At 64.6% G+C, this 22,093-nt stretch carries 24 protein-coding genes and 1 pseudogene; 14 read left to right on the top strand and 11 right to left on the bottom strand.

Going from position 1 to position 22,093, the window contains the following annotated elements; genetic code table 11:
* The first annotated feature begins 142 nt into the window (after positions 1-142).
* The 5 genes from EPL01_RS20520 to EPL01_RS20500 all read left to right on the top strand — a co-directional run bounded on the left by EPL01_RS20520 (position 143) and on the right by EPL01_RS20500 (position 5,047).
* A complete protein-coding gene (locus EPL01_RS20520; RefSeq protein WP_135827154.1) occupies positions 143-1,468 on the top strand; it encodes a DUF7405 family protein in 1,326 nt (441 codons plus the stop codon).
* Positions 1,469-1,827: 359 nt separating this feature from the next.
* Positions 1,828-2,559, top strand: a complete 732-nt coding sequence (locus tag EPL01_RS20515; RefSeq protein WP_135827153.1) for a fumarylacetoacetate hydrolase family protein — start codon at positions 1,828-1,830, stop codon at positions 2,557-2,559.
* A 318-nt stretch (positions 2,560-2,877) separates the two neighbouring features.
* Positions 2,878-3,114, top strand: a complete 237-nt coding sequence (locus EPL01_RS20510; protein ID WP_135827152.1) for a DUF7542 family protein — start codon at positions 2,878-2,880, stop codon at positions 3,112-3,114.
* Positions 3,115-3,167: 53 nt separating this feature from the next.
* Positions 3,168-3,923: a hypothetical protein gene (locus tag EPL01_RS20505; RefSeq protein ID WP_135827151.1), complete on the top strand. Its 756-nt coding sequence runs from the start codon at positions 3,168-3,170 to the stop codon at positions 3,921-3,923.
* A 65-nt stretch (positions 3,924-3,988) separates the two neighbouring features.
* Positions 3,989-5,047, top strand: a complete 1,059-nt coding sequence (locus EPL01_RS20500) for an iron transporter (protein ID WP_135827150.1) — start codon at positions 3,989-3,991, stop codon at positions 5,045-5,047.
* Between the two features lie 46 nt (positions 5,048-5,093).
* Here EPL01_RS20500 and EPL01_RS20495 read toward each other — a convergent pair whose 3' ends face one another.
* Entirely contained in the window at positions 5,094-5,489 is a 396-nt protein-coding gene (locus tag EPL01_RS20495) for a DUF2267 domain-containing protein (RefSeq protein ID WP_135827149.1), read from the bottom strand.
* 100 nt (positions 5,490-5,589) lie between these two features.
* Between EPL01_RS20495 and EPL01_RS20490 the strand changes: the two genes are divergently transcribed.
* Entirely contained in the window at positions 5,590-6,042 is a 453-nt protein-coding gene (locus tag EPL01_RS20490; RefSeq protein WP_135827148.1) for a universal stress protein, read from the top strand.
* A gap of 230 nt (positions 6,043-6,272) precedes the next feature.
* On the opposite strand, the gene EPL01_RS20485 is transcribed toward EPL01_RS20490, so the two are convergent.
* Together EPL01_RS20485 and EPL01_RS20480 are read right to left on the bottom strand one after the other, a co-directional pair.
* Positions 6,273-6,851, bottom strand: a complete 579-nt coding sequence (locus tag EPL01_RS20485; protein WP_135827147.1) for a VIT1/CCC1 transporter family protein — start codon at positions 6,849-6,851, stop codon at positions 6,273-6,275.
* Between the two features lies 1 nt (position 6,852).
* Entirely contained in the window at positions 6,853-7,140 is a 288-nt protein-coding gene (locus EPL01_RS20480; protein WP_135827146.1) for a DUF211 domain-containing protein, read from the bottom strand.
* Positions 7,141-7,302: 162 nt separating this feature from the next.
* On the opposite strand from EPL01_RS20480, the gene EPL01_RS20475 reads away from it, so the two are divergent.
* Positions 7,303-7,749 (top strand): universal stress protein, encoded by a 447-nt coding sequence (locus EPL01_RS20475; protein WP_135827145.1) that lies wholly within the window; start codon positions 7,303-7,305, stop codon positions 7,747-7,749.
* Positions 7,750-7,779: 30 nt separating this feature from the next.
* Here the strand turns inward: EPL01_RS20475 and EPL01_RS20470 are convergent, their stop codons facing one another.
* A complete protein-coding gene (locus EPL01_RS20470) occupies positions 7,780-8,202 on the bottom strand; it encodes a CBS domain-containing protein (protein WP_135827144.1) in 423 nt (140 codons plus the stop codon).
* 111 nt (positions 8,203-8,313) lie between these two features.
* Positions 8,314-8,916 (bottom strand): DJ-1/PfpI family protein, encoded by a 603-nt coding sequence (locus tag EPL01_RS20465; protein WP_135827143.1) that lies wholly within the window; start codon positions 8,914-8,916, stop codon positions 8,314-8,316.
* Positions 8,917-8,975: 59 nt separating this feature from the next.
* Between EPL01_RS20465 and EPL01_RS20460 the strand changes: the two genes are divergently transcribed.
* Both EPL01_RS20460 and EPL01_RS20455 read left to right on the top strand, forming a co-directional pair.
* Complete coding sequence (locus tag EPL01_RS20460; protein ID WP_135827142.1) at positions 8,976-10,235, top strand: APC family permease; 1,260 nt, start codon at positions 8,976-8,978, stop codon at positions 10,233-10,235.
* Positions 10,236-10,308: 73 nt separating this feature from the next.
* Positions 10,309-11,754 (top strand): CAP domain-containing protein, encoded by a 1,446-nt coding sequence (locus tag EPL01_RS20455; protein ID WP_135827141.1) that lies wholly within the window; start codon positions 10,309-10,311, stop codon positions 11,752-11,754.
* A gap of 99 nt (positions 11,755-11,853) precedes the next feature.
* Here the strand turns inward: EPL01_RS20455 and EPL01_RS20450 are convergent, their stop codons facing one another.
* Positions 11,854-12,855, bottom strand: a complete 1,002-nt coding sequence (locus tag EPL01_RS20450) for a transcription initiation factor IIB (protein WP_135827140.1) — start codon at positions 12,853-12,855, stop codon at positions 11,854-11,856.
* 335 nt (positions 12,856-13,190) lie between these two features.
* The gene (locus EPL01_RS20445) at positions 13,191-13,814 is read right to left on the bottom strand and encodes a phosphoribosyltransferase (protein WP_135827139.1); all 624 of its coding nucleotides are present in this window, start codon (positions 13,812-13,814) and stop codon (positions 13,191-13,193) included.
* A gap of 500 nt (positions 13,815-14,314) precedes the next feature.
* Between EPL01_RS20445 and EPL01_RS20440 the strand changes: the two genes are divergently transcribed.
* Positions 14,315-15,751: an aryl-sulfate sulfotransferase gene (locus EPL01_RS20440; RefSeq protein WP_135827138.1), complete on the top strand. Its 1,437-nt coding sequence runs from the start codon at positions 14,315-14,317 to the stop codon at positions 15,749-15,751.
* A 22-nt stretch (positions 15,752-15,773) separates the two neighbouring features.
* Here the strand turns inward: EPL01_RS20440 and EPL01_RS20435 are convergent, their stop codons facing one another.
* Positions 15,774-15,986 carry a DUF7576 family protein gene (locus EPL01_RS20435; RefSeq protein WP_135827137.1) on the bottom strand — a complete coding sequence of 71 codons (213 nt, stop codon included), beginning with the start codon at positions 15,984-15,986 and terminating at the stop codon, positions 15,774-15,776.
* 145 nt (positions 15,987-16,131) lie between these two features.
* Here EPL01_RS20435 and EPL01_RS20430 point away from each other — a divergent pair, with 145 nt between their 5' ends.
* Entirely contained in the window at positions 16,132-16,476 is a 345-nt protein-coding gene (locus EPL01_RS20430; protein ID WP_135827136.1) for a KTSC domain-containing protein, read from the top strand.
* Between the two features lie 23 nt (positions 16,477-16,499).
* Here the strand turns inward: EPL01_RS20430 and rtcA are convergent, their stop codons facing one another.
* Positions 16,500-17,678 (bottom strand): RNA 3'-terminal phosphate cyclase, encoded by a 1,179-nt coding sequence (gene rtcA / locus EPL01_RS20425; RefSeq protein WP_246045804.1) that lies wholly within the window; start codon positions 17,676-17,678, stop codon positions 16,500-16,502.
* 3 nt (positions 17,679-17,681) lie between these two features.
* Positions 17,682-18,152, bottom strand: coding sequence for a thiamine-binding protein (locus EPL01_RS22670; protein ID WP_135827133.1), 471 nt, complete (start codon positions 18,150-18,152; stop codon positions 17,682-17,684).
* Between the two features lie 174 nt (positions 18,153-18,326).
* Between EPL01_RS22670 and EPL01_RS20410 the strand changes: the two genes are divergently transcribed.
* Positions 18,327-18,584: a hypothetical protein gene (locus EPL01_RS20410; RefSeq protein ID WP_135827132.1), complete on the top strand. Its 258-nt coding sequence runs from the start codon at positions 18,327-18,329 to the stop codon at positions 18,582-18,584.
* A gap of 75 nt (positions 18,585-18,659) precedes the next feature.
* Here EPL01_RS20410 and EPL01_RS20405 read toward each other — a convergent pair whose 3' ends face one another.
* A complete protein-coding gene (locus EPL01_RS20405; RefSeq protein WP_135827131.1) occupies positions 18,660-19,907 on the bottom strand; it encodes an RNA-guided endonuclease InsQ/TnpB family protein in 1,248 nt (415 codons plus the stop codon).
* A 220-nt stretch (positions 19,908-20,127) separates the two neighbouring features.
* Here EPL01_RS20405 and EPL01_RS20400 point away from each other — a divergent pair, with 220 nt between their 5' ends.
* Both EPL01_RS20400 and EPL01_RS20395 read left to right on the top strand, forming a co-directional pair.
* Positions 20,128-21,558 (top strand): glycerate kinase type-2 family protein, encoded by a 1,431-nt coding sequence (locus tag EPL01_RS20400; RefSeq protein ID WP_135827130.1) that lies wholly within the window; start codon positions 20,128-20,130, stop codon positions 21,556-21,558.
* A 465-nt stretch (positions 21,559-22,023) separates the two neighbouring features.
* Positions 22,024-22,093, top strand: a pseudogene (locus EPL01_RS20395) (IS6 family transposase); the annotation flags it as partial.

Genomic DNA, 22,093 nt, shown 5'->3' with positions numbered 1-22,093 from the left:
GCTATCCCGGGCGCGCAGAACTGCGCGCCCGAGATAGCAAAACGTCGTGGGATTAGTCCGTAATTGGTTCTCGCCGACCGACCCGAGCGTTTCGACGCGCGAACCAGAACCCCCTTTCACCTCCCGTCCTTACTCACCCGCGATGGACGACACCGGACCGAGCGACGGCGAACCCGGCGAAGGCGGACCGAGCGAACGAGGAGGACTGTCTCGCCGCCAGTTCGCCAAGGCCGCGGTCGCAATCGGGGGCGCGTCGGCGCTGTCGGCCTGCATGAGCCGCGGCGACGACCTCGACGTGGCGACCGGTCCCGACGACCTCTCGACGCTCCCCGACCGCCAGCACGCCTGGGACGAGTATCTCAGTACGGACGACCACGGCAACGTCGAACCGCCTCGGCATCGGGTCCTCCTCCTGTTGAATTACGCGGGCGACGGGCCGCCGACGGAATCGGACCGCGAGAGCGTCGAGTCGGCCTTCCGGAGCCTCGAACGCGCCTACGAACGGGGGAATCAGGGCCTGCTGTTCACGGTCGGCTACTCGCGGTCGTACTTCGAGCGGTTCGACGCCGACCTGCCCGACTCGGTTGACTTGCAGAAGCCGAGGGCGCTCGCGCCGTTCGAGGAGCCCGAGTTGGATACGCAGGACGCCGTGGTCCACCTCGCCAGCGACCACGCCGAGGTCGTGCTGGCCGCCGAGGAGGCCCTCCTCGGGAAGCAATCGAAAATCAACGGCGTCGAGATGGAGGGCGACCTCTCCGGAACCTTCGAGAAGGCCGACCGCCGAACTGGGTTCGTCGGCGACGGCCTGCCCGCCGACCATCAGGACGTGGACGGGATTCCGGACTCCGGGCCGGTGGACGACGAGGCTCCCCTCTACATGGGTTTCAAGTCCGGGTTCGAGAAGAATCAGGCCAGCGAGGACAGCGTGACGATTCGGGAGGGGCCGTTCGCTGGCGGCACCACCTCCCAGATTTCACGGATTCAACTCAATCTCGAACAGTGGTACGAACAGGACAGTCGGAGCCAGCGCGTCGGCAAGATGTTCTGCCCGGTCCACGCCGAGGAGGACCTCGTGGAGGGCGCGGGCGACAACCTCGGCGACTCGGCGAAGATGGAAGAGAAGGGCTGTCCCGCCCACGCGGAGGACCACGCCCGGACCCGAGGCATGGTCGGCCACTCCCAGAAGTCGGCCCGAGCGAGGAAGGACGGTTCGCCGGTGATGATTCGCCGGGACTTCGACTCGACCGACGGCGGCCACGCGGGTCTGCACTTCGTCTCGCTCCAGCGCACGATTTCGGACTTCGTGGACACCCGCGAGGCGATGAACGGCGAGGACCTCGCGGAGCGATCTGCGGTCGGCCAGAAGAACAACAACGGCATCTTGCAGTACATGGAGGTGCTGAGACGGGGGAACTTCCTGCTTCCGCCCCGGGAGAAGCGGGCGTTGCCGACGCCGGACGGGAACTAACTTATTCTATATTAGAGAATTATAATTATTTCTATAGAAAATATATAGCGTTCTTTCCTTTCTCTCGCGCTCGATTTGTGTTTTACCTACCCGGCGCGCGCTGGCGGGGCGCTCTCGTGCGCCCCGCCAACCGCGCGAGGGAGGCGGCCGCCTCGCGCGGCCGCCGAGGTTGGGGAGGCGTGAGGCTGTCGCGGAGCGGTGCGGTGCTGTGCGGCAGACGGCTTGGCTCAAGTCTGAAGCTAGCTCCTCGTCGTTGTCCACGTTCGTTTTGGTCGTTGATTCTCATCCTCGGCCCGAAGAACACCCACAGGGTTGCGGATTCGGGAACCTCTTTACCCCCTCCCGACACACCCCCTGACATGCGCAAAGTCAGATTCCGCGACCCGGCCGGGAGCGTCCGAACCGGCGAGTGGACCGACGACGGCATCGAGGCCGCCGGACGGAGCTACGACGAGGAGGACGTGGACCTCCTCCCGCCGACCGACCCCTCGAAAATCGTCTGCGTGGGGCTGAACTACCACGACCACGCCGAGGAGCGAAACAAGGACGTTCCAGCTCGACCGCTCCTCTTTCTCAAGCCCCCGAACACCCTCTCGGGCCACGGCGACACCGTCCCGCTCCCGGCGGGCAAAGAGCGCGTGGACCACGAGGCCGAAATCGCGGTCGTCGTCGGCGAGCAGGCCCGGAACGTCTCGGCGGACGAGGCGATGGACTACGTCGCTGGCTTCACCTGCATGAACGACGTGTCGAACCGCGACGACCAAGACCGCGAGCAGAACTGGGTCCGCGGCAAGGCCTTCGACAACTCCGCGCCGCTCGGGCCGGTCCTCGCCACGCCCGAGGAGGTCCCCGACGACGCCGGGGTCGAGTTGCGCGTCAACGGCGAGGTGCGCCAGTCCTCCTCGCGCGCCGAGTTCATCTGGTCCGTGCCGGAACTCCTCGAAGAGATTACGACGTACCTCACGCTCGAACCCGGCGACGTGGTTTCGACCGGGACGCCCTCGGGGGTCGCGCCCCTCGAAGACGGCGACGAGGTCGAGGTCGAAGTCGAGGGCGTCGGGACGCTTCGCCACGACGTTCGACGGGAGTGAGGAATCAAAGGTACTGCGAGGGGAGCTACAACCAAGGTGTCGAAGAAGGCTTCTTGAAGCCCCCGACCGCTCGCGGTCGTTCCGGCGGATATCTTCGCTCTCGGCACCGCCCGCGAAGATAGGGCCGCCGGAGACGACTAAACTGAACGCGACCGGTCGGCCCCTTCATCCACTCCGTGGTGGAGTGGTCGGCCGGGCGTTTGTCGGTGGTCGGCCGGGCGTTTGTCGGTGGACTGTTTCATCGAGCGTTCGCTGGTGGAAGATGGCCCGAGCGCGACCCCGGAGGGATTTTATCCTCCCGACTCCTCACTCCGAACGATGGCGAACAAACGCGCCACCGTCACCTGTCCCGACTGCGACCTCGACGAGGAGTTCGAGAAACTCGCGGCGGCCCGCGAGTGCATCGAGGACCACCGGACCGAGACCGGCCACGAGGCGGTCTGGGAGCTTGATCGGCTTTCTGAAGGCGTCGAGCGTGCTGGTGACGAGGCGGGAGTCTGCGGTCGAGAGGGGTGCGGGGACAAGGAATCGGTGCTGTTTCAGGACGAATTATAAAACCACCAGTAAAAAGGACAGAAATTTAATCCGGGGTTTCCCTATTTCGTGATATGGCGACTAGAAATTTTACACTATATGATTTATTAGCGGATATAATACCCGGCGCAATAGCTCTTGTCTTATCCTTTATTTTTTATGATGTACCTCAAATTGATTCGCTATCGAACTCAACCCTGATAGCCGGGACTGCGTTTTTTGTATTAGCATATTTTGTCGGCCGTCTAATCCACTCGGTTGGGTCGATAATTTCCCCCTGTCTAAAATGGATAAATAGTAGGATTACTGGAGTTATCGAACGCGATGGTTCCCTCCCTTCGTTTTCAAAGAACAAGGAGAATCCCGACTACTGCATTAAAGAATTAATTGAAGAGAGTAGCCACCGATCAAACATTGACAAAAATAAAATTCCTAATAAAGTATCAACCAAAGTTTTAGAAGATTTAGACCGCTACTTCCGCAGAAGGCTAAGAGCAGAATATGAAAATGAAGAGGCTAAAAAATACGGTGAGACACTTCTGTATCGTGAAGCAACTCTTTATTCGAAATACGAAGCAATTGTAAATTTCTTCAGAAGTATTTTGTTACTGCCCATCGTTCTTCTTGTCGAATTTGCCATCTTGCAGTGTTCTGGAACTAGCTTGAATACAAATCTAAATGCGTTCAGTAAATGGGAAACCCTTGCTTTTTGGCTAGTTATTTTTGCTTTCCTCCTTTCCCTTTATGCTGGCCGGAAATTCTGGAAGGCACGCAACATCGCATTTATAAATGACCTCCACATCGTCCTCACCCGAGATAACGACGAATAGACTGACACCTCTTTTCGACGCCCGTACCAGAACCCGTATTTTCCCGACTCCACTAGCTCCCAGCAATGCAACGCCGCGATTTCCTCCGCGCTGGTGCGACCCTCGGCCTCGCGGGTCTCGCCGGGTGTACCGGGATGTTCGAGACCCGGTCGGCGACTTCGAGCCAGTTCACCACGGTCGAAAACCGCAAGGAGCAGGTCTACTACCCCACCCACATCGACGGGATGGAGATGGTCGGGATGGGCGGGAAGGACCGGTACAAGGTCGGCCTGATGTACAGCGCGCCCCACGCCTTCTGGACGATTACGGGCACCGACACCAACCTCGCGCAGGTCGGCGAGGAGGCCACCGCCCATCTGATGGCGTCCATCTGGGACACGGAGACCGAGACCGTCCTCCCGACTGCGAACGTCTCGGCGAAGGTGCTGAAAGACGGCGAGGAAGTCGATTCCCGGTCGCTGTGGCCCATGCTCTCGCAGAACATGGGATACCACTTCGGCGACAACGTGACACTCGACGGCGACGGGACCTACACCGCGAAGCTCTCTATCGGCGCGATGCAGGCCCGCGGGATGGGTCCCTTCGAGGGCGCGTTCGGCGAGCAGACCACCATCGACGTGGAGTTCGAACACACCCGCGAGAAACTCGGCGGGCTTCCCTACGAGCAACTCCCCGACAAGAAGGGTACCCCCGGCGCGCTCGACCCGATGGACATGAAGATGCCCATCGCGCAGGTGCCCAAGCCCGACGCGCTGCCCAACACCGTCGGCATGGCCTCCACCGGCGACGTCAAGTTCGCGGTCTTCGCGCCCGACGAGAACCCGCACTTCGTTCCCGACGGGAACTCCTATCTCGCAGTCTCGCCTCGGACGCCGTACAACCGCTACCCGCTCCCGTTCATGTCGCTGTCGGCGAACGTGACGCGGGACGGAGAGACGGTCTTCGACGACATCCTCCGGCCTGCGCTCAGTCCGGAGTTCGGGTACCACTACGGCGCGGCGGTGGACAGCCTCCAGTCGGGCGACGAACTCTCTGTCGTCGTGGACGCGCCGCCGCAAATCGCCCGTCACGAGGGTTACGAGACCGCCTTCGTGAAGATGTCGGAGATGCAGATGACGGTCTGACTGGCTGACGGGCTAACTGGCTGACGGTCTGGTCTCCCGTTTCTCGCTACTCCTCGACCTCCTCGGCGTCCACGAGGTCGAACAGGGTGTCGAAGTCGTCGGGGAGTTGCGCCCGGACTTGTTCGAGTTCGCCCGCCGGAACGAGTTCGCTGACGAGGCCGACCACCACTTTTCCGTAGTAGGCGGCGTCGGAGCGCTCGACGTTCGCGCGGTCCTCGACGCGAGTGAGGAACTCGTCGTAGTCGAACCGCTGGCCCGAGTCGGCCGACAGCAGGTAGTAGTCTACCTCCATCGGGAGCGGCGAGGCGAGGTCCTCGGCCTCACCCTCTTGCAGTCGCTCGGCCAGCGTCTGGAGGACCGCGCGGGTCGCCCGGACCGTCCGGCCGGTGTCTGGCAGTTCGAGTCGATTCTGGACTTGGCCCATGAAGTCGTCGTACTTCATGTGCGGGTCTACCACGGGTTACGGAAAATACGTAACGGCGGATTCCCATCTCCGGGGAATCGGCCGAGTCTTCTTGTCAGTCCCCGTCGAACAGACGGGTATGTACGACCGAATCCTCGTGCCGACCGACGGAAGCCAGCAGGCCGACCGCGCCTTCGAGCAGGCGCTCGACCTCGCCGAGACCTACGACGCCGAAATCCACCTCCTCTACGTCGTTGACGTGTCGGCCTTAGCGGCAGAGTTCGACGCCGTGACGGTCATCGACCAACTCGAGGAGGCCGGGAGTAAGATAACCGACCGACTCCGCGAGCGCGCCGCGGAGGCCGGTGTCGAGCGCGTCGAAACTGCGGTCGTGGAGGGCGTCCCCCACCGCACTATCCTCGACTACGCCGACGAGAACGACGCGGACCTCGTGGTCATGGGCACCCACGGCCGGACCGGTATCGACCGCTACCTGTTGGGGAGCGTCACTGAGAAGGTCGTCCGACTATCCGACGCGCCCGTGCTGACGGTCCGCGGTGGGGAGGAAGAGACTGAAGGCGCGGAGACCTGATTACGAAATCTGCTCGGCCACGTCCTTCGTCACCTCGAAACTCCGGGGCGCGTCCCACCGGCCGGTCTGCCGTCTTCCGTCTGAAAGCCTTCGGCATCGTCTAAAAGACGTAAAACAATGCTTAAAAATGGGTTTGGATGTTTAAAACAGAGAAAAAAGTCACTTCCGGGCGAATTTCGACCGCCATCGAAACCCGCGCACCTCCGAATCTGTGCGGCCCCGAATCTCCGCTACCCCGGCAGAAACAGGTTGATGAGCGCGACGACCAGTCCCGCCAGTCCCATCCGGAAGGCCGCGACGTACCACCGCTGGCCCGAAATCGACCCCATGTAGGCCCCGAACGAGGCCAGCAGCCCCACCCCGAGCGCGACCGAAACCGCAGCGGCCTGCCAGAGCGACAGCAGGACGCCTTCGACTAGGAACGGGAGCAGGGGGAGGAGAATCCCGATGAGCGGTCCAATCCCGCTGGCGATGGCGTGGACCGTCCGCACGCTCTGCTGGCGGCGCTCGAATCCGGTGTCGTCTAAGTCCGTGAGCATCGCCCGCTCGGTCCGGCGAATCGCGGCCTTGGTCTCGGCGCGCTCGATTTCCCAGACGCTCCAGACGCCCGAGGTCCCCAGTCCGACCCCCGCGCCGACGCCGATTTTGACGACCGTGACGCCGTCGGGCACGCCAGAGAGGACCGCGCCGAGGACGACGCCGATGCTGGTCAGGGTCCCGTCGAACCCGTTGGAGATGAAGTACCGCCGGGAGATGGCCTGCACGTCCTCGTGCCGAAGCAGACGGAGAAAGCGACGAATCGGGTTCACGCTAATCCTGTGGCGTTTGGCGGTCCTCGACGACGTACTCGCCGCACGACACCTCGTCGATGGAGTGGAGACTCCCGCCGATGTTCTCGATGGCCTCGCGCAGTCTGTCGGCCGACACGTCCTCGCCCTCGACGGTCAACTTGACGTTCTGGACCTCCATGTCGAGTTCGATGACCGTCGCGTTCGCTCCGGCGATTCCCTCGACGGCGGCCATCTGCTCGGCGAACTCGACCAGCGTCGGTTCGTGGGGCTTCAGCACGTCGGCCACGATTCGGCGGACCGGAGGCATCGTCCGGACTCACGACGCCGATTGCCAAAGGTGTGGTGACAGACGGCCACGACAGCGACGAGGAGACGCCGGACGCGCCAGCGATTCGATTTCCCCGAGTTCGTTCCCGAAATCTGAGAACTGACTGGCCCTTTTCTGTGGGTTCCCCGCGAAGAGGAGAGCATGTACGAGCGAATCCTCGTCCCCATCGACGGAAGCCAGCAGGCCGACCGCGCTCTCGACCACGCGCTGGACCTCGCCGAGACCTACGACGCCGAAATCCACCTCCTGTTCGTCGTCGACGTCGCGTCGGTCCCGAACGAAATCGAGGCCGCCTCGGTCGAGGAGCGACTCGACCGCTACGCCGAGAAAACCACCACCTCGGCCGCCGAGCGCGCCGAGGAGGCGGGCGTCGAGCGCGTCCAGACCACAGTCGGTCACGGTACTCCGCACCGGACCATCCTCGACTACGCCGACGAGAACGGCGTGGACCTCGTCGTGATGGGGACCCACGGTCGGACGGGTATCGACCGCTATCTCCTCGGGAGCGTCACCGAGAAGGTCGTCCGACTCGCCGACGCGCCGGTCCTCACGGTCCACGCCGAGGACGACGAGACTGAGCGAGACTGAGACGACTGACGAATAGCGAAAAATGTGGTTTCAGTAGGGCGGCGACTCGGCCTCGACCACGTCGGCCAACTCGCCCATCTCGTCCACGAGCAGGCGATTCAGGTCGTCCAGCGTCACGATGCCCGCGAGACTCCCCCCGTCGTCCACGACCGGCATCCGCCGGACCGCGGCCGCACTCATGGCCTCGGTCAACTCGAACACCCCGGCGTCGGTCGGAATCGTCGCCGGGTCGCCGGTCATCACGTCTCCGGCGGTCATCTCCTCGGGCGACTCACCGTCGGCGACGATTCGCAGTGCTACGTCCCGGTCGGTCACGACGCCTGTCGGTCGGCCGTCCTCGGCGACCACGACGCACCCCACGTTCTCCTCGCGCATCGTCGCCGCCACGTCGGCGATGGACGCGCTCGGCTGAGTCGTTACGACCTCGTCTCTGGCGATGTCTTGAACTGTCATCGTTCTTCCCCCGAGTAGAACGACGACGGAAGAGACCGAGAAACTTGCCATTAATTCCCACACTCCGAGAATCGGAACCGGATTTGAGGGTGTCGAATTCGGAACCGCTGTTTATTCCTCCGCCGGTTCGGCCTGCGTGCCCTCGCCGTGGCTAATCTCGGTCCCCAGCACGTCGAGGAACTGGGAAATCCACTCCACGTGGTCGCTCCAGTCGCGCCCCGACACGAGGTTCCCGTCGGTCGTCACGCCGTCGTAGTAGGTGCCGCCCGCGCCCTCCACGTCGGACTCCAGCGCCGAGTACGCCGAGCAGGTCCGGCCCTCGATGACGTCCGCCGCGGCCAGAATCTGGGCCGCGTGACAGATGGCCGCGACCGGCTTGTCCGCCTCGAAGAAGTGCCGGACCGCGGAAATCACCTCGTCGTGGGTCCGGAGGTACTCCGGCGCTCGCCCGCCGGGCAGGACCAGTCCGTCGTACTCCGCGGGGTCCACGTCGTCCATCGAGGCGGTCAGCTGGAAGTTGTGACCGCGAGTCTCCACGTACGTCTGGTCTCCTCGGAAGTCGTGGACCGCGGTCTTGACCGTCTCGCCCTCCTCTTTCTCCGGGCAGACCGCGTCTACCTCGTGGCCCACCGCTTGCAGGGCCTGAAACGGGACCATAATCTCGTAGTCTTCCCCGAAGTCGCCGACTATCATCAGGAGTTTCTTGCCGGGCATGGTATCTCCCCGAAAGCAAATACGGCGGCAGAGAGAAAATAGGTATCGCCGAATCACGTATGCCGGACCTCCAGCGCGAAATCGGCCTCCCGAGAGCGACCGCCTACGGCGTCGGCCAAATCCTCGGTGCGGGAATCTACGCGATACTCGGCGAGGCGGTCGCACTCACCGGCGAATCGATCGTCGTCGCCTTCCTCCTCTCGGCGGTCGTCGCGTCGTTCACCGGCCTGAGCTACGCCGAACTCTCCTCGCGGCTCCCGTCAGCTGCGGGCGACTACGCCTACGTCAGCGAAGCGTTCGACAGCGACCTCGTCGCGGAGTTTACCGCGGTCGCCCGCCTGCTCGTCGGCGTCATCGCGGCTGCAACGGTTGCGCTCGCGTTCGCAGGCTACCTCTCGTCGCTCGCAGCGGTGTCCATCGTCCCGACGGCGCTCGCGCTGGTCGCGGTGCTGTCCGTCGTCAACTTCGTCGGCATCGACGTTTCGACGAAACTCAACGTCTTCATGGCCGCCGCCGGGGTGGTCGGCATGCTGGTCGTCATCTGGGTCGGCATCGGGTCCTGGGGCGCAGTAGACCCCTTCAGCACGCCGAACGACTTAACCGGCCTGTTCCGGGCGTCCTTCCTCGTCTTCTTCGCCTACGTCGGGTTCGAGGACCTCGTCAACGTCGCCGAGGAGACCGAGAACCCGTCTGTGACCGTGCCACGGGCCATCGTCTTCGCACTCCTGACGACGACCGTGCTGTACGCGCTGGTCGCCGTCTCGTCGGTCGGCGTCGTGGACTGGCGGACGCTCGGCGGGTCCGACTCGCCGCTGGCGCTGGTCGCGCAGGTCGGTCTCGGCCCGAGCGCGGGGGTCTTCCTCGCAGTCGTCGCGCTGTTCTCGACCACGAACACCGCGCTCATCAACCTGATTTCCACGTCTCGGCTGGTCTACGGCGTCGCCGAGTCCGACCAGCGCGTCTTCCCGACCGTTCTCTCGCGGGTGCATCCGGACCGGAAGACGCCCTACTTCGCGGTCGCGCTGGTCGGGGTCGGTGCGGTCCCGTTCGCGCTCCTCGGCGACATCGGCACCGTCGCCGAACTGGCCAACCTCGCAATGCTGACGCTGTTCGGACTCGTCAATGCCGCGCTTCTGAACCTCCGGCGGTCGGGGGCCGCGGAGGCCGGGAGAACCACGGAAGCCGGGAACCCCGAGGCGACCGGAGCGTCGCCCGAGTTCGAGGTTCCGTTCAACGTCGGATGGGTGCCGGTGACGGCGGTCCTCGGTCTCCTCTCGTCGGTCGCGCTGGTCGGGTTCTACCTCCTTCGGATGCTCTGATTCGCTCGAACCCGAGGCGGGTCCGTCCCAGAGCAGAGCGTTGATAAAGTCTTACTCGAACCTTGAACTGCGCATGGCGCACGACCAGGACCCCGACGGCGGCTCAGAGCCATCACTGCTCGACCGACGCGACTACCTCCGAGCGACTGGCCTCCTCGCCGGAAGTCTCGGACTCGGTGCGGTCGGTGAGTCTGTTACCGCCGACACCACCGCACGCGCCGCCACCGCAGACGGCGTCCCGACCGAGGTCGGCGCGGTCACGACCAACCACGAGTGGACGACGGTCGAACTGTCCGGCTCCTACTCGGCCCCCGTCGTCCTCGCGCCGTCGCTCTCCTATCAGGGGCCGCAACCCGCGACGCCGCGACTCCGGAACGTGGCCGGGTCCGATGGAGGCTCCTCGTTCGAAATCGCGGTCGAGGAGTGGCGTTATCTCGACGGGCCCCACCGGCAGGAGACGCTCGGATGGGTCGCGGCCGACGCCGGGAGTCACAGCCTCGCGGACGGGACGACCCTCGAAGCCGGTCGCTTCGGCACGAACCACCGCTGGGCGAGCCAGTCGTTCTCCGCCTCGTTTTCGACCGCGCCGGTCGTGTTCTCGCAGGCCCAGACCGTGAAGGGGCCGCAACCGGTCGTCGCTCGCCAGCGGAATATCTCGACCTCGGGGTTCGAGGCCCGACTTCAAGAGGAGGAGGCGGGCGGGCCCCACCGAGTCGAGGACGTGGGCTACCTCGCGGTCGAACCCGGTTCGGGGACGCTGAACGGTCGGGCGTTCGAGGCCGGAACGCGGGACGACGTGGTCGGGTCGTGGCGGACCATCCAGTTCGGCGGGACCTACAGCGACCCGACCCTCGTCGCGGCCGTCCAGACCTTCCGGGGCGCGAACACCTGCGGGGTCCGGTACCGCAATCTGACTGACTCCTCTGTCGAGGTGAAAGTCGAGGAGGAACGGAGCCGTGACGGCGAGACGGCCCATCTCGGCGAGCGAGTCGGGTATCTCGTCGTGGAGGGGGCCGACGCATCGGGCGGCGACACCCCGCTCTCGGACCTCGACTGGGGTCGGGTCGAGCGGCGGGTTCACCACCACGTCAACCAGCGCCGCGCCGACCACGGTCTCGCGGAACTCGACTTCGACACCGACCTCCGGGAAATCGCGCGCTATCACAGCGAGGACATGGCGAAAAACGACTACTTCGCCCACACCTCGCCGAGCGGTGAGACCATGAGCGACCGGTACGACAAGTTCGGCTACGACTGCCGGGCCGACGCGGGCGACGGCACCTACTACACGGGGTCGGAGAACATCGCCTACACCTACTACGACCGGCGGGTCCGGACTGGCGACGGCGACATCGTCCGGTACGCGAACGCCGACGAACTGGCGCAGGGCATCGTCACGGGGTGGATGAACTCGCAGGGCCACCGCGAGAACATCCTGACCGAGGCGTGGGACGACGAGGGAATCGGCGTCTTCGTCACCGGCGAGGGGAAGGTGTACGCGACCCAGAACTTCTGCTGATGGGTTGAACTCTCCGCATCGCTACTCCTTCGTTTTAAAACAGCGCCGAAAAACTGGTTTCACGCCCCAGAGCCGCTCTTCCGGCCGTCGAAATCGAATTTAGGCCGGGACCGCGCCGCTCTCGGAGGCCTCCAGAAGCTCGTGGTAGCGGTTCCGAATCGTCACTTCGCTGACCTGCGCCACGTCGCTGACCTCCGCCTGCGTGACCTTCTCGTTGGTCAGGAGCGGGCCAGCGTAGACCGCGGCGGCGGCGAGGCCGACCGGCGACTTGCCGCTGTGGAGTCCCTGACGCTTGGCGGTCCGGAGGAGTTCGCGGGCGCGGCGCTCGGCCTCGTCGGAGATGCCGAGTTCGCTGGCGAAGCGGGCGACGTAGTCCTCGGGGTCGGCGGGCTGAATCTGGAGGTTCAGCTCTCGGACGACGTAGCGGTAGGTCCGCTTGAACTCCATCTCGTCGATGCGGCTGACGTTAGCGACCTCGTCGATGGACCGAGGAGTCCCGGTCTGGCGCGCGGCGGCGTAGACCGCGGCGGTGGCGACGCCCTCGATGGAGCGTCCCGGCAGGAGGTCCTCGTCCAGCGCGCGGCGGTAGATGACCGACGCGGTCTCGCGGACCTCCTCGGGGAGGCCGAGCGCGCTCCCCATGCGGTCGATTTCGCCGAGCGCCTGCTTGAGGTTTCGCTCCTTGCTGTCGCGGGTGCGGAACCGCTCGTTCCACTTGCGGAGCCGCTGCATCTTCTGGCGCTGGCGGCTACCGAGCGACTTGCCGTAGGCGTCCTTGTCCTGCCAGCCGATGTTGGTCGAGAGGCCCTTGTCGTGCATCATCTTCGTCGTCGGTGCGCCGACCCGACTCTTCTGGTCCTTCTCCTTGGAGTCGAACGCTCGCCACTCCGGGCCGCGGTCCACGTTGTCCTCGTCGACCACGAGACCGCACTCCTCGCAGACGGTCTCGTTGTCGTGGGTGGCGAGGTCGCCGCCGCACTCGGGGCATACCTGCTGGTCCTCGGTCTCGCGGGCGGTCTCCTCGGTTTCGGGCTCGTCGGTTCGCTCGGACTCGGTTACACCGTTCTGTTCGTCGTAGCTCTGGATGCGTGTACTCGTCATGATGGATGGGTTGGGTGAGGCTCAGGGAGAGGAGAAAACCTAAAGAATCTCCGCGGGCCTCGCTTCCTAACCATCAGTAAGGCCGGTAACTATTTAAATGTTTCGCTGTCGTGCATGAGTCTCGCACTCAAAGCCGCCTCTTCCAGCGGTTCTGCCGCGCGTATTTCGACGCCTGAACGCCCCATTTATCCGGATATAAGCCGGTAAATACCGCGGATTAGCTGGAATGTCCTCGTGCGAGCAGTATTGTGAAATTCTGCAATATTCTTCTGCCGAAGCGCCGCCAACCTTCGAGGGACTTCATCGTCCTCAGCCGTCGAGATACTCCATCGCCCTCAGCCGTCGAGATACTCCATCGCCTCCTCGTCGGAGACCTGCGCGAACGACTCGTAGAACTGGCCGACTGCGCTGAAGTGCGGCGGCGTTTCGAGGACGACCACCTCGTCGGCCTCGGACTGGAGTCGCTCGACGGAGTCGGGCGACCCGACCGGCACGGCGAGGACGACGCGGCTCGCCCCGGCCTCGCGGACCTGCCGGAGCGCCGCCGTCGTCGTCGCGCCCGTGGCGAGGCCGTCGTCCACGACCACCACGAGCTTGCCCTCCAAGTCCGGTGGGTCGTCGGTCCCTCGGTACCGTTCGAGTTTCTCGCGCGCGGCCTCGGCTTCGGACTGGCGCTCGCGTTCGACGTACTCCTCGTCCACCCCGAGGCGGTCGATGAGGTCGTCGTTGCGCCACACCGACCCGTCGCTGGCCACCGCGCCGATGGCGAGTTCGGGGTTGTTCGGCGCGCCGATCTTCGACGCGACGATGACGTCGAGCGGGGCGTCGAGCGCGTCGGCCACGGGGCGCGCGACAGGCAGGCCGCCGCGAGGGATTCCGAGTACCACGTCGGCGTCCACGTCGTGGTCGTCGAGCAGGTCGGCCAACTGCCGTCCGGCGTCGGTTCGATTCTGGAACATGCTCTCGGTAGGTGGGCCACCTCGTCGGGCATAAAACTAGCCGAAGGATGGAGTTCCGTCTCGAACGGTTCTGTCCGGTCGGGTCGTCTCGACGTGACCGTGAATTATCCCGAACGGCAGGACCGGTGTGACGTTGCTTTGTTGCAGCCCCGCCCGGTCGGGCCCCTTCATCCCGCCCGTGAACTGTTTGCCGGTCGTTCGGTGTTGGAATCTTTCACCGTGCCCCTGCCGCCGGTTGCTCGGCCGCGCGCCCGACGAGTCGTCCGGCGGTAAGCTGGACCTAAAAGAAATAATCTGTTGTCTATAAGAATGAAATATATTTCTTAAGGTTTTGTTTTGATTTCTTTCTGCCTCCTCTCACTCGAACTCGTTGCCGACAGCGATACCTGCACCAGGGTCGAAGCCGGGTAAAATTCCCGGCCAACTTATGGTAGTTTGCCAGCGCCTTCTAGGAGAAAGAGGACAAAACCCATATATCGCGGATAGATGTATCGGAGTGTATGTCGAACGAGTCGAAGACGCGATTCCTATCGCGGCCGTGGCTGGTACGCGCCGTGGTGTTGTTGGTCATCGTGTCGTTGCTTGCCCCCTCAGCGGTCTCCGCCCTCACGTACGAACCGAGCGATACGAACCTCCAGAAAGGGACCATCGAGTCGCCCGCTGGCGGAACGACGGTTATCTCGATACAGGGATTCAAGTTCAAGGGCAAAGCCAACGGGAAGAAGCCCGCCCGCCTCGTCGGGGTCGGTCCCCGAGGCGACGTGAAGTGGGTCCACAACGGGTCCAACGTGGACGCGACGTGGTTCTACGACGTGGACCCGGTGAACGGGAGCAACGTCCTCGTTACCGGGACCGCTCGCGGCGGGACCATCATCTACGAGTACAACCCGCAGGACGACGAAGTCGTCTGGAAGGAGCGCTTCGACGGTGTCCACGACACCCACGACGCCGACCTCATCAACGGCGACCAACTGCTGGTCGCCAACATGCGGAACTACAACCCCGAGAAGGAGGTCAACGAGGACCGCATCTTCATCTACGACCGCGGCGAGGACGAAATCGTCTGGGAGTGGCAGTTCCGCAACCACACCGACTGGACGAAAAAGCAGGGCGGCACGTACGCCGGTGACGGCACGAACGACGACTGGACCCACGTCAACGACGTGGACAAAATCGCCGAGGGCCAGTATCTCGTCTCGCCGCGGAACTTCGACCAGGTGATGGTCATCAATCGCTCCACCAAGGACATCGACATGCGCCTCGGGAGCGACAACAACTACGACGTGATGAACGAACAGCACAACCCGACCTACATGGAGAGCGAGAACGGGACGCCCACTCTCCTCGTCGCCGACAGTCACGGCGACCGGGTTGTCGAGTACGCCAAGCGTGACGACGGATGGGAACAGACGTGGCAGGTCGGGTCCCAGCAGAGCTTCAACTGGCCCCGAGACGCCGACCGCCTACCCAACGGCAACACCCTCATCGTTGACTCGAACAACCACCGCGTCATCGAGGTCAACCCGCAGGGCGAAATCGTCTGGGAGTTCTACGCGCCGTGGGCACCCTACGACGTGGAACGGATGCACCTCGGCGACGAAGCGATGGGCACCGACCGGCCCACGATGGCCGACCAGAACGCCCGAGGAGAGTATCCCATCACCGGGAGCGCGGGCCTGACGCCCGGCACCGGCGAGAAACTCACCTTCTCGCAGTGGCTGACCGCCGCGTTCGCCGGGACGCCCATCGCCGAACCGATGGGCGAGTTCGCAACCCAGTGGTCGAAAATCGCGCCGTGGGTCCGTCCGGTCTGGATGGGTCCGTGGGACTTCGTCGGCGCTGTCGCCGCCGGACTCCTGCTCGTCGGTTGGGTGTTCGGCGAACTGCTCTACAACCGCAAGCGCATCTCCAGCGGCGTCAGACGGCGCATCGCCTGAGAGAGCAACACAGCGTCCTTTTTTACTGCCCGATGTCCCGCTCGCGCCGCCACGTTTCGAGGCAGTTGTCGCTACAGAAGTGGTAGGTTCGAGCGACCACGTCACCGACCTCAGACACGTCTTCGTCGCGGAACATCGGGTGAGACTCGAACAGGTCGAGGGTCTTCCCGCAGACGACACACGCGGCGAATTGCGACTCGGCCTCGCCGTCGTACTCGCCGTACAGTTCGGGCATGGAACCGGGTAGGCACGCGAGGGTCGTAGTTGTACCGACTCCGCCAACGCCTCGCGGCGAGACCTCGACCGACTACGCGTCCGCGGTGTGACCTCGACCGACGCCCGGCCGATGGCTTGACCACCGAATCCGCCGAACACCCGACATGAAAGCCATCACGGTGGGCGACGAGCGAATCGAGTGCGACGAACTCGAGGAGGGCCGCAACGGCCTCGTCCTCTACCACGCCGACCGAATCGTCGGCTACGTCCCCTACGAGCGACTCGACTGCGTCACCGAGACCAGAACGCCCGTCGCGTCGAGTTCCATCCGGTCCATCGGCTACGACGACGAGGCCGAGCGACTCGAAATCGAGTTCGAGAGCGGCGGCGTCTACCGGTACGCCGACGTCGCCCGCGACACCTACGAGGAGTTCCTCAGCGCCCGCTCTCACGGGTCGTACTTCCACGAGAACATCCGCGGGCAGTACGATTACCACCGGATTCGGTGACTGCGAGAAATCAGGGCGGCTGGCTACTCTGACCTCGGTGCAGTCAGGATTGCTGGCTCGCCTGATTCGCCCTCCTCGATTTCGACAGGGAAGCCGAACTCGTTCACGAGGTCCACGCCGGTCCGGACGTGGGCCGTGACCTCCGGAATCGCCACCTGACCGCCAGCCAGCGCGAGAAGGACGACGAGTTGGTCGGCGGTGTGGGCGTCCACCGCGCCGACGCCCTCGTGGAACCCGAGGGCCTTCTCGGCGACTTCCGCGCCGACCTCCTCGGCCGGTTTCCCCTTCTCGCCGAGCGCATCGAACCCGGCGGTCGTCTCCTCGTAGTCCAGCGCGACCGCGATTGCCGACCCCGTCGAGAGGGTTTCGACCGCCGAGACGGTTCGCTCGGTGACCGGAATCTCCTCGTCCAGACCCGCCAGAAACTCCTCGACTGCGCCCGCGGCCTGTCGCTCGGCCACGTCGGCCTCGGCGAGGTCGGCGGACGACTTCGAGTAGATTCGCACGCCTTCGAGCGACCCCCGGTCGGTCGCTTCGATGGGGTCCATCTCGGAGGGCGCGAGCAGGAGGGTCGCCTCGCCGCCGCCCGCGGGGTAGAACCCGGTCCCGCCCGACCGGGCGGACTCGACCGTCCCAAAGAGACCTGCGTTTCGCACCAGCGGGAGCTTCACCCGCCGGTAGTGAGCCATCGTCGGCGACCACTTCACGTCGGTCCCGCCGGTCGCGGTGACGGCCAGCGGTCGGTCGAGACGGGTCGCAATCGGCACGAGCGCGTCGAACAGCAGGAGGAGGCTCCCCGCGGTCCCGATTTCGACTTCGACTCGGCCTCCGGTCGGTGCTCCCGGCCGGAAAGTCAGCTCCTCGGACTCCGGCTCAGCGCCCTCGACCGCGGCGTCGCAGACCTCGGCGGCGGCGTGGACGCCCGTGAGGTGCTGTGACTTGAGGCCGGGCGTGGGTCGATTGCCTCGGATGTTCTCCATCCGGAAGGGCGTCTGGCTCACCATCGAGAGCGCGAGCGCGGTCCGCAACAGTTGGCCGCCGCCAGCCTCGCCGTCGAGTTCCAGCACCTCCTCGTCCGGCGGCTCCTCGCTCGGCGACTTCTCATCCGGCGACTTCTCACCCGGCGACTCCTCGTCCGGCGACCCTTCGCCCGGCGACTCCTCGTCCGGCGACTTCTCACCCGGCGACTTTCCGTCTCTCATGGATTAGCGCGGGAGGGGTCGTTCGGCTCGCAGGTACCGCGAGTGACTCGGACCGGTCTCGGCGGGCGCGGCTTTCGACCGGCGCGGTCCGCCGTACAGGGCCGACTGGGTCCCGGTCTCTTGGTCTCGTCCTTCGGTCTCTCGCCCTCGGGACGCTCCGGCGGGGCGCTCGCGCTTGGCCGGTCGGCCGAGTCGGCGCTCGACCGACTCCACGCGGTCGTGGCGGCGCTGGCTCCGGGTGCGCTGGTCGTCCACCTCCAAGGAGGTGATGACCCGGTCGTCTGCGACCGCGGCGTGGGCGGCCTCCGCGGCGGCGAACACCTCTCCGGCGTTCTCGGCCTCGATGACCGTGTCGGTGGGCGTCGTCTCGTAGCTCACGTCGAACCCTTCGAGGGCCTCGACTGCGTCCGCGACGGCGTCGGACATGCTCTCCTCGCGGGTCGGGATGACTTCGAGGCGGGCGACGACGCTCATCGGCGCTCACCTCGGGGGCGAGCGACGGCGCGGTCGGAACGCTCCGGTCGTGTCTCGGAACTCATGGTCCGGAGGCGCTACGCTGACAGGCGGCAAAGTCCTTTCTCTAAGCGAACTTGCAGGTGTGCGAACGGTTACTACGGCAGACAGCGTACGGGTAGTCGGTGAAAAGCCGTGATTCGGGAAGCAGACAGAGAGCGCGGTGGTCGCCGCGAGCGCAACCGCCGCCGGGAGCGGCGTGTTCGGGAACTCGAAGCGCGCGTCGAGCAGTTGGAGTCGGAAATCCGGTGGCTTCGCCGGGTGGTTCGGGCCAACAGCGAGACCGAGGGGTCGGCGGTCGTCGGCCCGTGCCCGAACTGCTCGCGGGGCGTCCTCGTGCATCGCAACGACGAACTGCGATGCTCGTCGTGTCGGTACAGTCGCTTCATGTAAACTACCCCACCCTATTCCCTCGGCGCTCCGCGCCTCGGTCCTTGAGGGTGGGGCTTTGATGTGGACTCCCGGCAATCAGTCGCCAGCAATAGGCCGGTGACTCTCGCTGTTCAACGTCCCACCATTCACACGCAGGTCTACTTCTGCGTCTCCGCTCCCCGACTTGGGCGAGGAACGGAGTCTGTGTGTCCGCTTCCGGGCGTACCGTAGCCCGATGTTCTTCGCACCGTTGTAGTCCGCGTTCACCTCGTACCCGCACTTCTGGCAACAGAAGCGTTCTCCGTGGCGGTTGTCCTCGTGCGTGAATCCGCAGTCCATCCGAGAACAGCGTTGGGACGTGTGGTTCGGCTCGACTTGCTCCACGGAGACGCCCTGCTCGGGCGCTTTGTAGGAGACGTACTCGTACAGGCGTCGGAACGCCCAAACATGGTGCCACTTCGCGTGCGGCAACCGCTCGCGTATGTCGGTCAAGTCCTCGAACACGATTACATCGCAGTCGTGTTCAACGGCTTCCACGACGAGTTCGTTGGCGACCGTGTGGATGTACTGTTTCCGCCATGCTTCTTCGCGCTTTCCGAGGCGAAGCAAGGCGTTGTGAGCGGCTTGCGTGCCGCGCTGTTGCATCTCGCCGCGTCGCTTCTCGAATTTGCGGCACCAATGGTCGTAGTCGTCTCCTTGCCAAAACGTGCCGGTCGATGAGACAGCGAGACTGTTGACGCCGAGGTCGATACCGAGGACCGTTTGGTCGGGGTGCCCGGTATCTGCCGGAACCTCGTCGTTACCGTTTGTCCGCCGAGTCGAGATGTTGAGGTAGAACTCGTCGGTTGCCGCGTCGTATCGAAGCGTACTCTCACGGAACTCAAACTCCTCGGACAACACGTATCGCTCATACGGCGTGGGGCTGTCTGCCGGAAGAACGAACGACGGTTCGACCCGGCCCTCAACAGTTGCCAGCGACACCTTGTTTCTGTAGAAGGTCGCGCTTCGCGTATCGTAGTCCATCGTCTCGGCGGTGAACGTGGGACAAGAGACGCGCTGTCCCTTCTTCCAGCGTTCGATAACGCCTTTGACGGCTTCGACGGCGCGTTTGATGGCAGCTTGGACGAGTTGTGCCTGTAGGTCCGTCTCCTCTCGGAGGTCGGAGTAGAGCGCGTCCCGTACCTGCCGTTTGTTGGTCTTGCATTCGGTGTAGGAGGTGTCGGACCAACAGTAGTCAGCGGTTCGGTTCGCGCAGTACAGGTATTGCTCGGCGGTTCGGTGGAGTGCGTCGCGTTGCTCGTCGGAAACGACGAGTTTCACGACGGCGGTTCGACGCACATCCATACTTCAGAGAAGAGCCAACGGTACTTATACGTTCGGGAGTCGGTCTGTCGCAGTATGCCGGTTGCGTCGTACCATGTCGGTTTCCTCTCCGGCCTACTCGCTCCCTTCGCTACGCCTCGGTCGCTCCTTGAGGCCGGAGGCTCCACCTCGAAAATGCTGAGCCGCCATCGCCCGGAGTCCATCGCCGAGATTTAACCGTCCCGCAGGCGAATCCCCGACGATGATACGGAACCGCGACGAACTGGTCGGGAGCGGGGACGAGGAGGGAATTCGAGGTCTCGCACTCGACTGCGTCGAGGCGGGCCTCGCGGCCGCCCGCCCCGACCGAGTCGTCCGCGAGGAGGTCGAACTCGGCGACGACGGCCACTTCTCGGTCGCGGGCGAGTCCTTCGACCTCGACGACTACGCGGAGATTCTGGTCCTCGGCGGCGGCAAGGCCGCGGTTCCCGTCGCCAGCGCGCTCGAATCCCTCCTCGGCGAGCGCATCGACCGCGGCGCGGTCGTGACCGACGATGGCGCTGGTCCAGATACACTAGAAATCGCGGTCCGCGAGGGCGACCACCCGATTCCGAGCGAGCGCGGCGTCGAGGGAGCGCGCGAGGTCCTCGAACTCGCCGACTCGGCGGGCGAGGACACCCTCGTCCTCGCGGTCGTGACCGGCGGCGGGAGCGCGCTCCTGCCCGCCCCGGCCGAGGGCGTCTCGCTGGCGGACCTCCGCGGCGTCACCGACGAGTTGCTCGCCAGCGGCGCGGACATCGGCGAAATCAACGCGGTCCGGAAACACCTCTCGGCGCTCAAGGGCGGCCGACTCGCCGAGCGCGCCGCCCCGGCCCGGGTCGTCGGCCTCGTGCTGAGCGACGTGGTGGGCAACGACCTCGGAACCATCGCCAGCGGGCCGCTCTCGCCCGACGAGACGACCTTCGGGGACGCCCTCGACGTGCTGGACCGCTACGGAATCGACGCGCCCGCCGCGGTCCGCCAGCGTTTGGAGCGGGGCGCTCGGGCGGGAGAAGGCGGCGAGCGGGGCGAAATCGGAGAGACGCCGAAATCGGGGCATCCGGCCTTCGAGCGCGTGTCGATTCACGTCCTCGCCGACGGCCTGACCGCGCTCGACGCCGCCGCGGAGCGCGCTCGGGACCGGGGGTTCGACCCGCTGGTCCTCTCCTCGCGGGTCCGCGGCGAGGCCCGCGAGGCGGCCAAGACCCACGCCGCGGTCGCCGAGGAGAGTCGCGCCTCCGGAAACCCGGTCGAGGGACCGGCGGTCCTCCTCTCCGGCGGCGAGACGACGGTGACGGTCCGCGGAGAGGGGGTCGGCGGGCCGAATTTGGAGTTCGCGCTGTCGTGGGCGCTGGACCTCGACGCCGAGGAGGACGCGCCGGTTGCGCTCGCCGCGGTGGACACCGACGGGCGCGACGGCGGGACCGACGCGGCGGGCGCGCTGGTGGATGCTGGAACAGTTATCAAGTCGGCCGACGCCGCGGCGTCGGCCGACGGGCGAATTTCGGCGGAAGCGGCCCGCGAGGCGCTCGCGGACAACGACGCGCTCGCTCCGCTGGCCGACGCGGGGTGCGCGATTCGGACGGGTTCGACCGGCACGAACGTCAACGACCTGCGCGTGCTGGTGGTGGGCGGGAGAAACGGTAAATCGTGACTTCAGATAACTATATATTTTCTTAACATGGGTGGAGGATTTCTTAACAATTGATTAGATGTCTGGAGCGGACCGCGACCGGTCGGCCGCTCGACTACGTTTCTCCGAACGTCCGTTCGTGCCAAATTTCGATAGCTACCAGTATCCCCGTCGCTACCGAGAAGAACCACGCGATTAGCGCGAGCTGGAGTTGGTCGTTGGAATAGAAGTGGAGGGCGAGAGGTACGCGATGGCTGTCAATCCTGCTATGAGTAAGAGCCCGCCGCCAATCCAGACGTTCGTTCGCAGAAAGTATATCGACCAAGCGGTCAGGAGGACAACCGTGAAAACCGTCGGAAACAGCTTTCTCACCATCGGAACACTATAGGAAGGTAACAATACGTCTCCGATTAAAGATACACCGTCACATACGGTCGTGTTTAGTTAAGAGTGAAGGATGAGGCGGGAGTGATTTTGTGCTGATTCATGGCCAAAATCACCCGCCTCAGCGGTTGTAGTGACTGGATTGACTTGGAGTTTGTGGAGCGTGAACGGA

The organism is Halorussus ruber, from assembly GCF_004765785.1.
GTDB lineage: Archaea > Halobacteriota > Halobacteria > Halobacteriales > Haladaptataceae > Halorussus > Halorussus ruber.
The sequence above is the reverse complement of the archived record's forward strand: the minus strand, read 5'-3'. Positions and strand labels throughout refer to the sequence as shown.

Excerpts from the sequence above, each read along its gene's own strand:
- EPL01_RS20520 (WP_135827154.1), top strand. The coding sequence starts at position 143 with ATGGACGACACCGGACCGAGCGACGGCGAACCCGGCGAAGGCGGACCG.
- EPL01_RS20515 (WP_135827153.1), top strand. The coding sequence starts at position 1,828 with ATGCGCAAAGTCAGATTCCGCGACCCGGCCGGGAGCGTCCGAACCGGC.
- EPL01_RS20510 (WP_135827152.1), top strand. The coding sequence starts at position 2,878 with ATGGCGAACAAACGCGCCACCGTCACCTGTCCCGACTGCGACCTCGAC.
- EPL01_RS20505 (WP_135827151.1), top strand. The coding sequence starts at position 3,168 with ATGGCGACTAGAAATTTTACACTATATGATTTATTAGCGGATATAATA.
- EPL01_RS20500 (WP_135827150.1), top strand. The coding sequence starts at position 3,989 with ATGCAACGCCGCGATTTCCTCCGCGCTGGTGCGACCCTCGGCCTCGCG.
- EPL01_RS20495 (WP_135827149.1), bottom strand. The coding sequence starts at position 5,489 with ATGAAGTACGACGACTTCATGGGCCAAGTCCAGAATCGACTCGAACTG.
- EPL01_RS20490 (WP_135827148.1), top strand. The coding sequence starts at position 5,590 with ATGTACGACCGAATCCTCGTGCCGACCGACGGAAGCCAGCAGGCCGAC.
- EPL01_RS20480 (WP_135827146.1), bottom strand. The coding sequence starts at position 7,140 with ATGCCTCCGGTCCGCCGAATCGTGGCCGACGTGCTGAAGCCCCACGAA.
- EPL01_RS20475 (WP_135827145.1), top strand. The coding sequence starts at position 7,303 with ATGTACGAGCGAATCCTCGTCCCCATCGACGGAAGCCAGCAGGCCGAC.
- EPL01_RS20470 (WP_135827144.1), bottom strand. The coding sequence starts at position 8,202 with ATGACAGTTCAAGACATCGCCAGAGACGAGGTCGTAACGACTCAGCCG.
- EPL01_RS20465 (WP_135827143.1), bottom strand. The coding sequence starts at position 8,916 with ATGCCCGGCAAGAAACTCCTGATGATAGTCGGCGACTTCGGGGAAGAC.
- EPL01_RS20460 (WP_135827142.1), top strand. The coding sequence starts at position 8,976 with ATGCCGGACCTCCAGCGCGAAATCGGCCTCCCGAGAGCGACCGCCTAC.
- EPL01_RS20455 (WP_135827141.1), top strand. The coding sequence starts at position 10,309 with ATGGCGCACGACCAGGACCCCGACGGCGGCTCAGAGCCATCACTGCTC.
- EPL01_RS20450 (WP_135827140.1), bottom strand. The coding sequence starts at position 12,855 with ATGACGAGTACACGCATCCAGAGCTACGACGAACAGAACGGTGTAACC.
- EPL01_RS20445 (WP_135827139.1), bottom strand. The coding sequence starts at position 13,814 with ATGTTCCAGAATCGAACCGACGCCGGACGGCAGTTGGCCGACCTGCTC.
- EPL01_RS20440 (WP_135827138.1), top strand. The coding sequence starts at position 14,315 with ATGTCGAACGAGTCGAAGACGCGATTCCTATCGCGGCCGTGGCTGGTA.
- EPL01_RS20435 (WP_135827137.1), bottom strand. The coding sequence starts at position 15,986 with ATGCCCGAACTGTACGGCGAGTACGACGGCGAGGCCGAGTCGCAATTC.
- EPL01_RS20430 (WP_135827136.1), top strand. The coding sequence starts at position 16,132 with ATGAAAGCCATCACGGTGGGCGACGAGCGAATCGAGTGCGACGAACTC.
- rtcA (WP_246045804.1), bottom strand. The coding sequence starts at position 17,678 with ATGAGAGACGGAAAGTCGCCGGGTGAGAAGTCGCCGGACGAGGAGTCG.
- EPL01_RS22670 (WP_135827133.1), bottom strand. The coding sequence starts at position 18,152 with ATGAGCGTCGTCGCCCGCCTCGAAGTCATCCCGACCCGCGAGGAGAGC.
- EPL01_RS20405 (WP_135827131.1), bottom strand. The coding sequence starts at position 19,907 with ATGGATGTGCGTCGAACCGCCGTCGTGAAACTCGTCGTTTCCGACGAG.
- EPL01_RS20400 (WP_135827130.1), top strand. The coding sequence starts at position 20,128 with ATGATACGGAACCGCGACGAACTGGTCGGGAGCGGGGACGAGGAGGGA.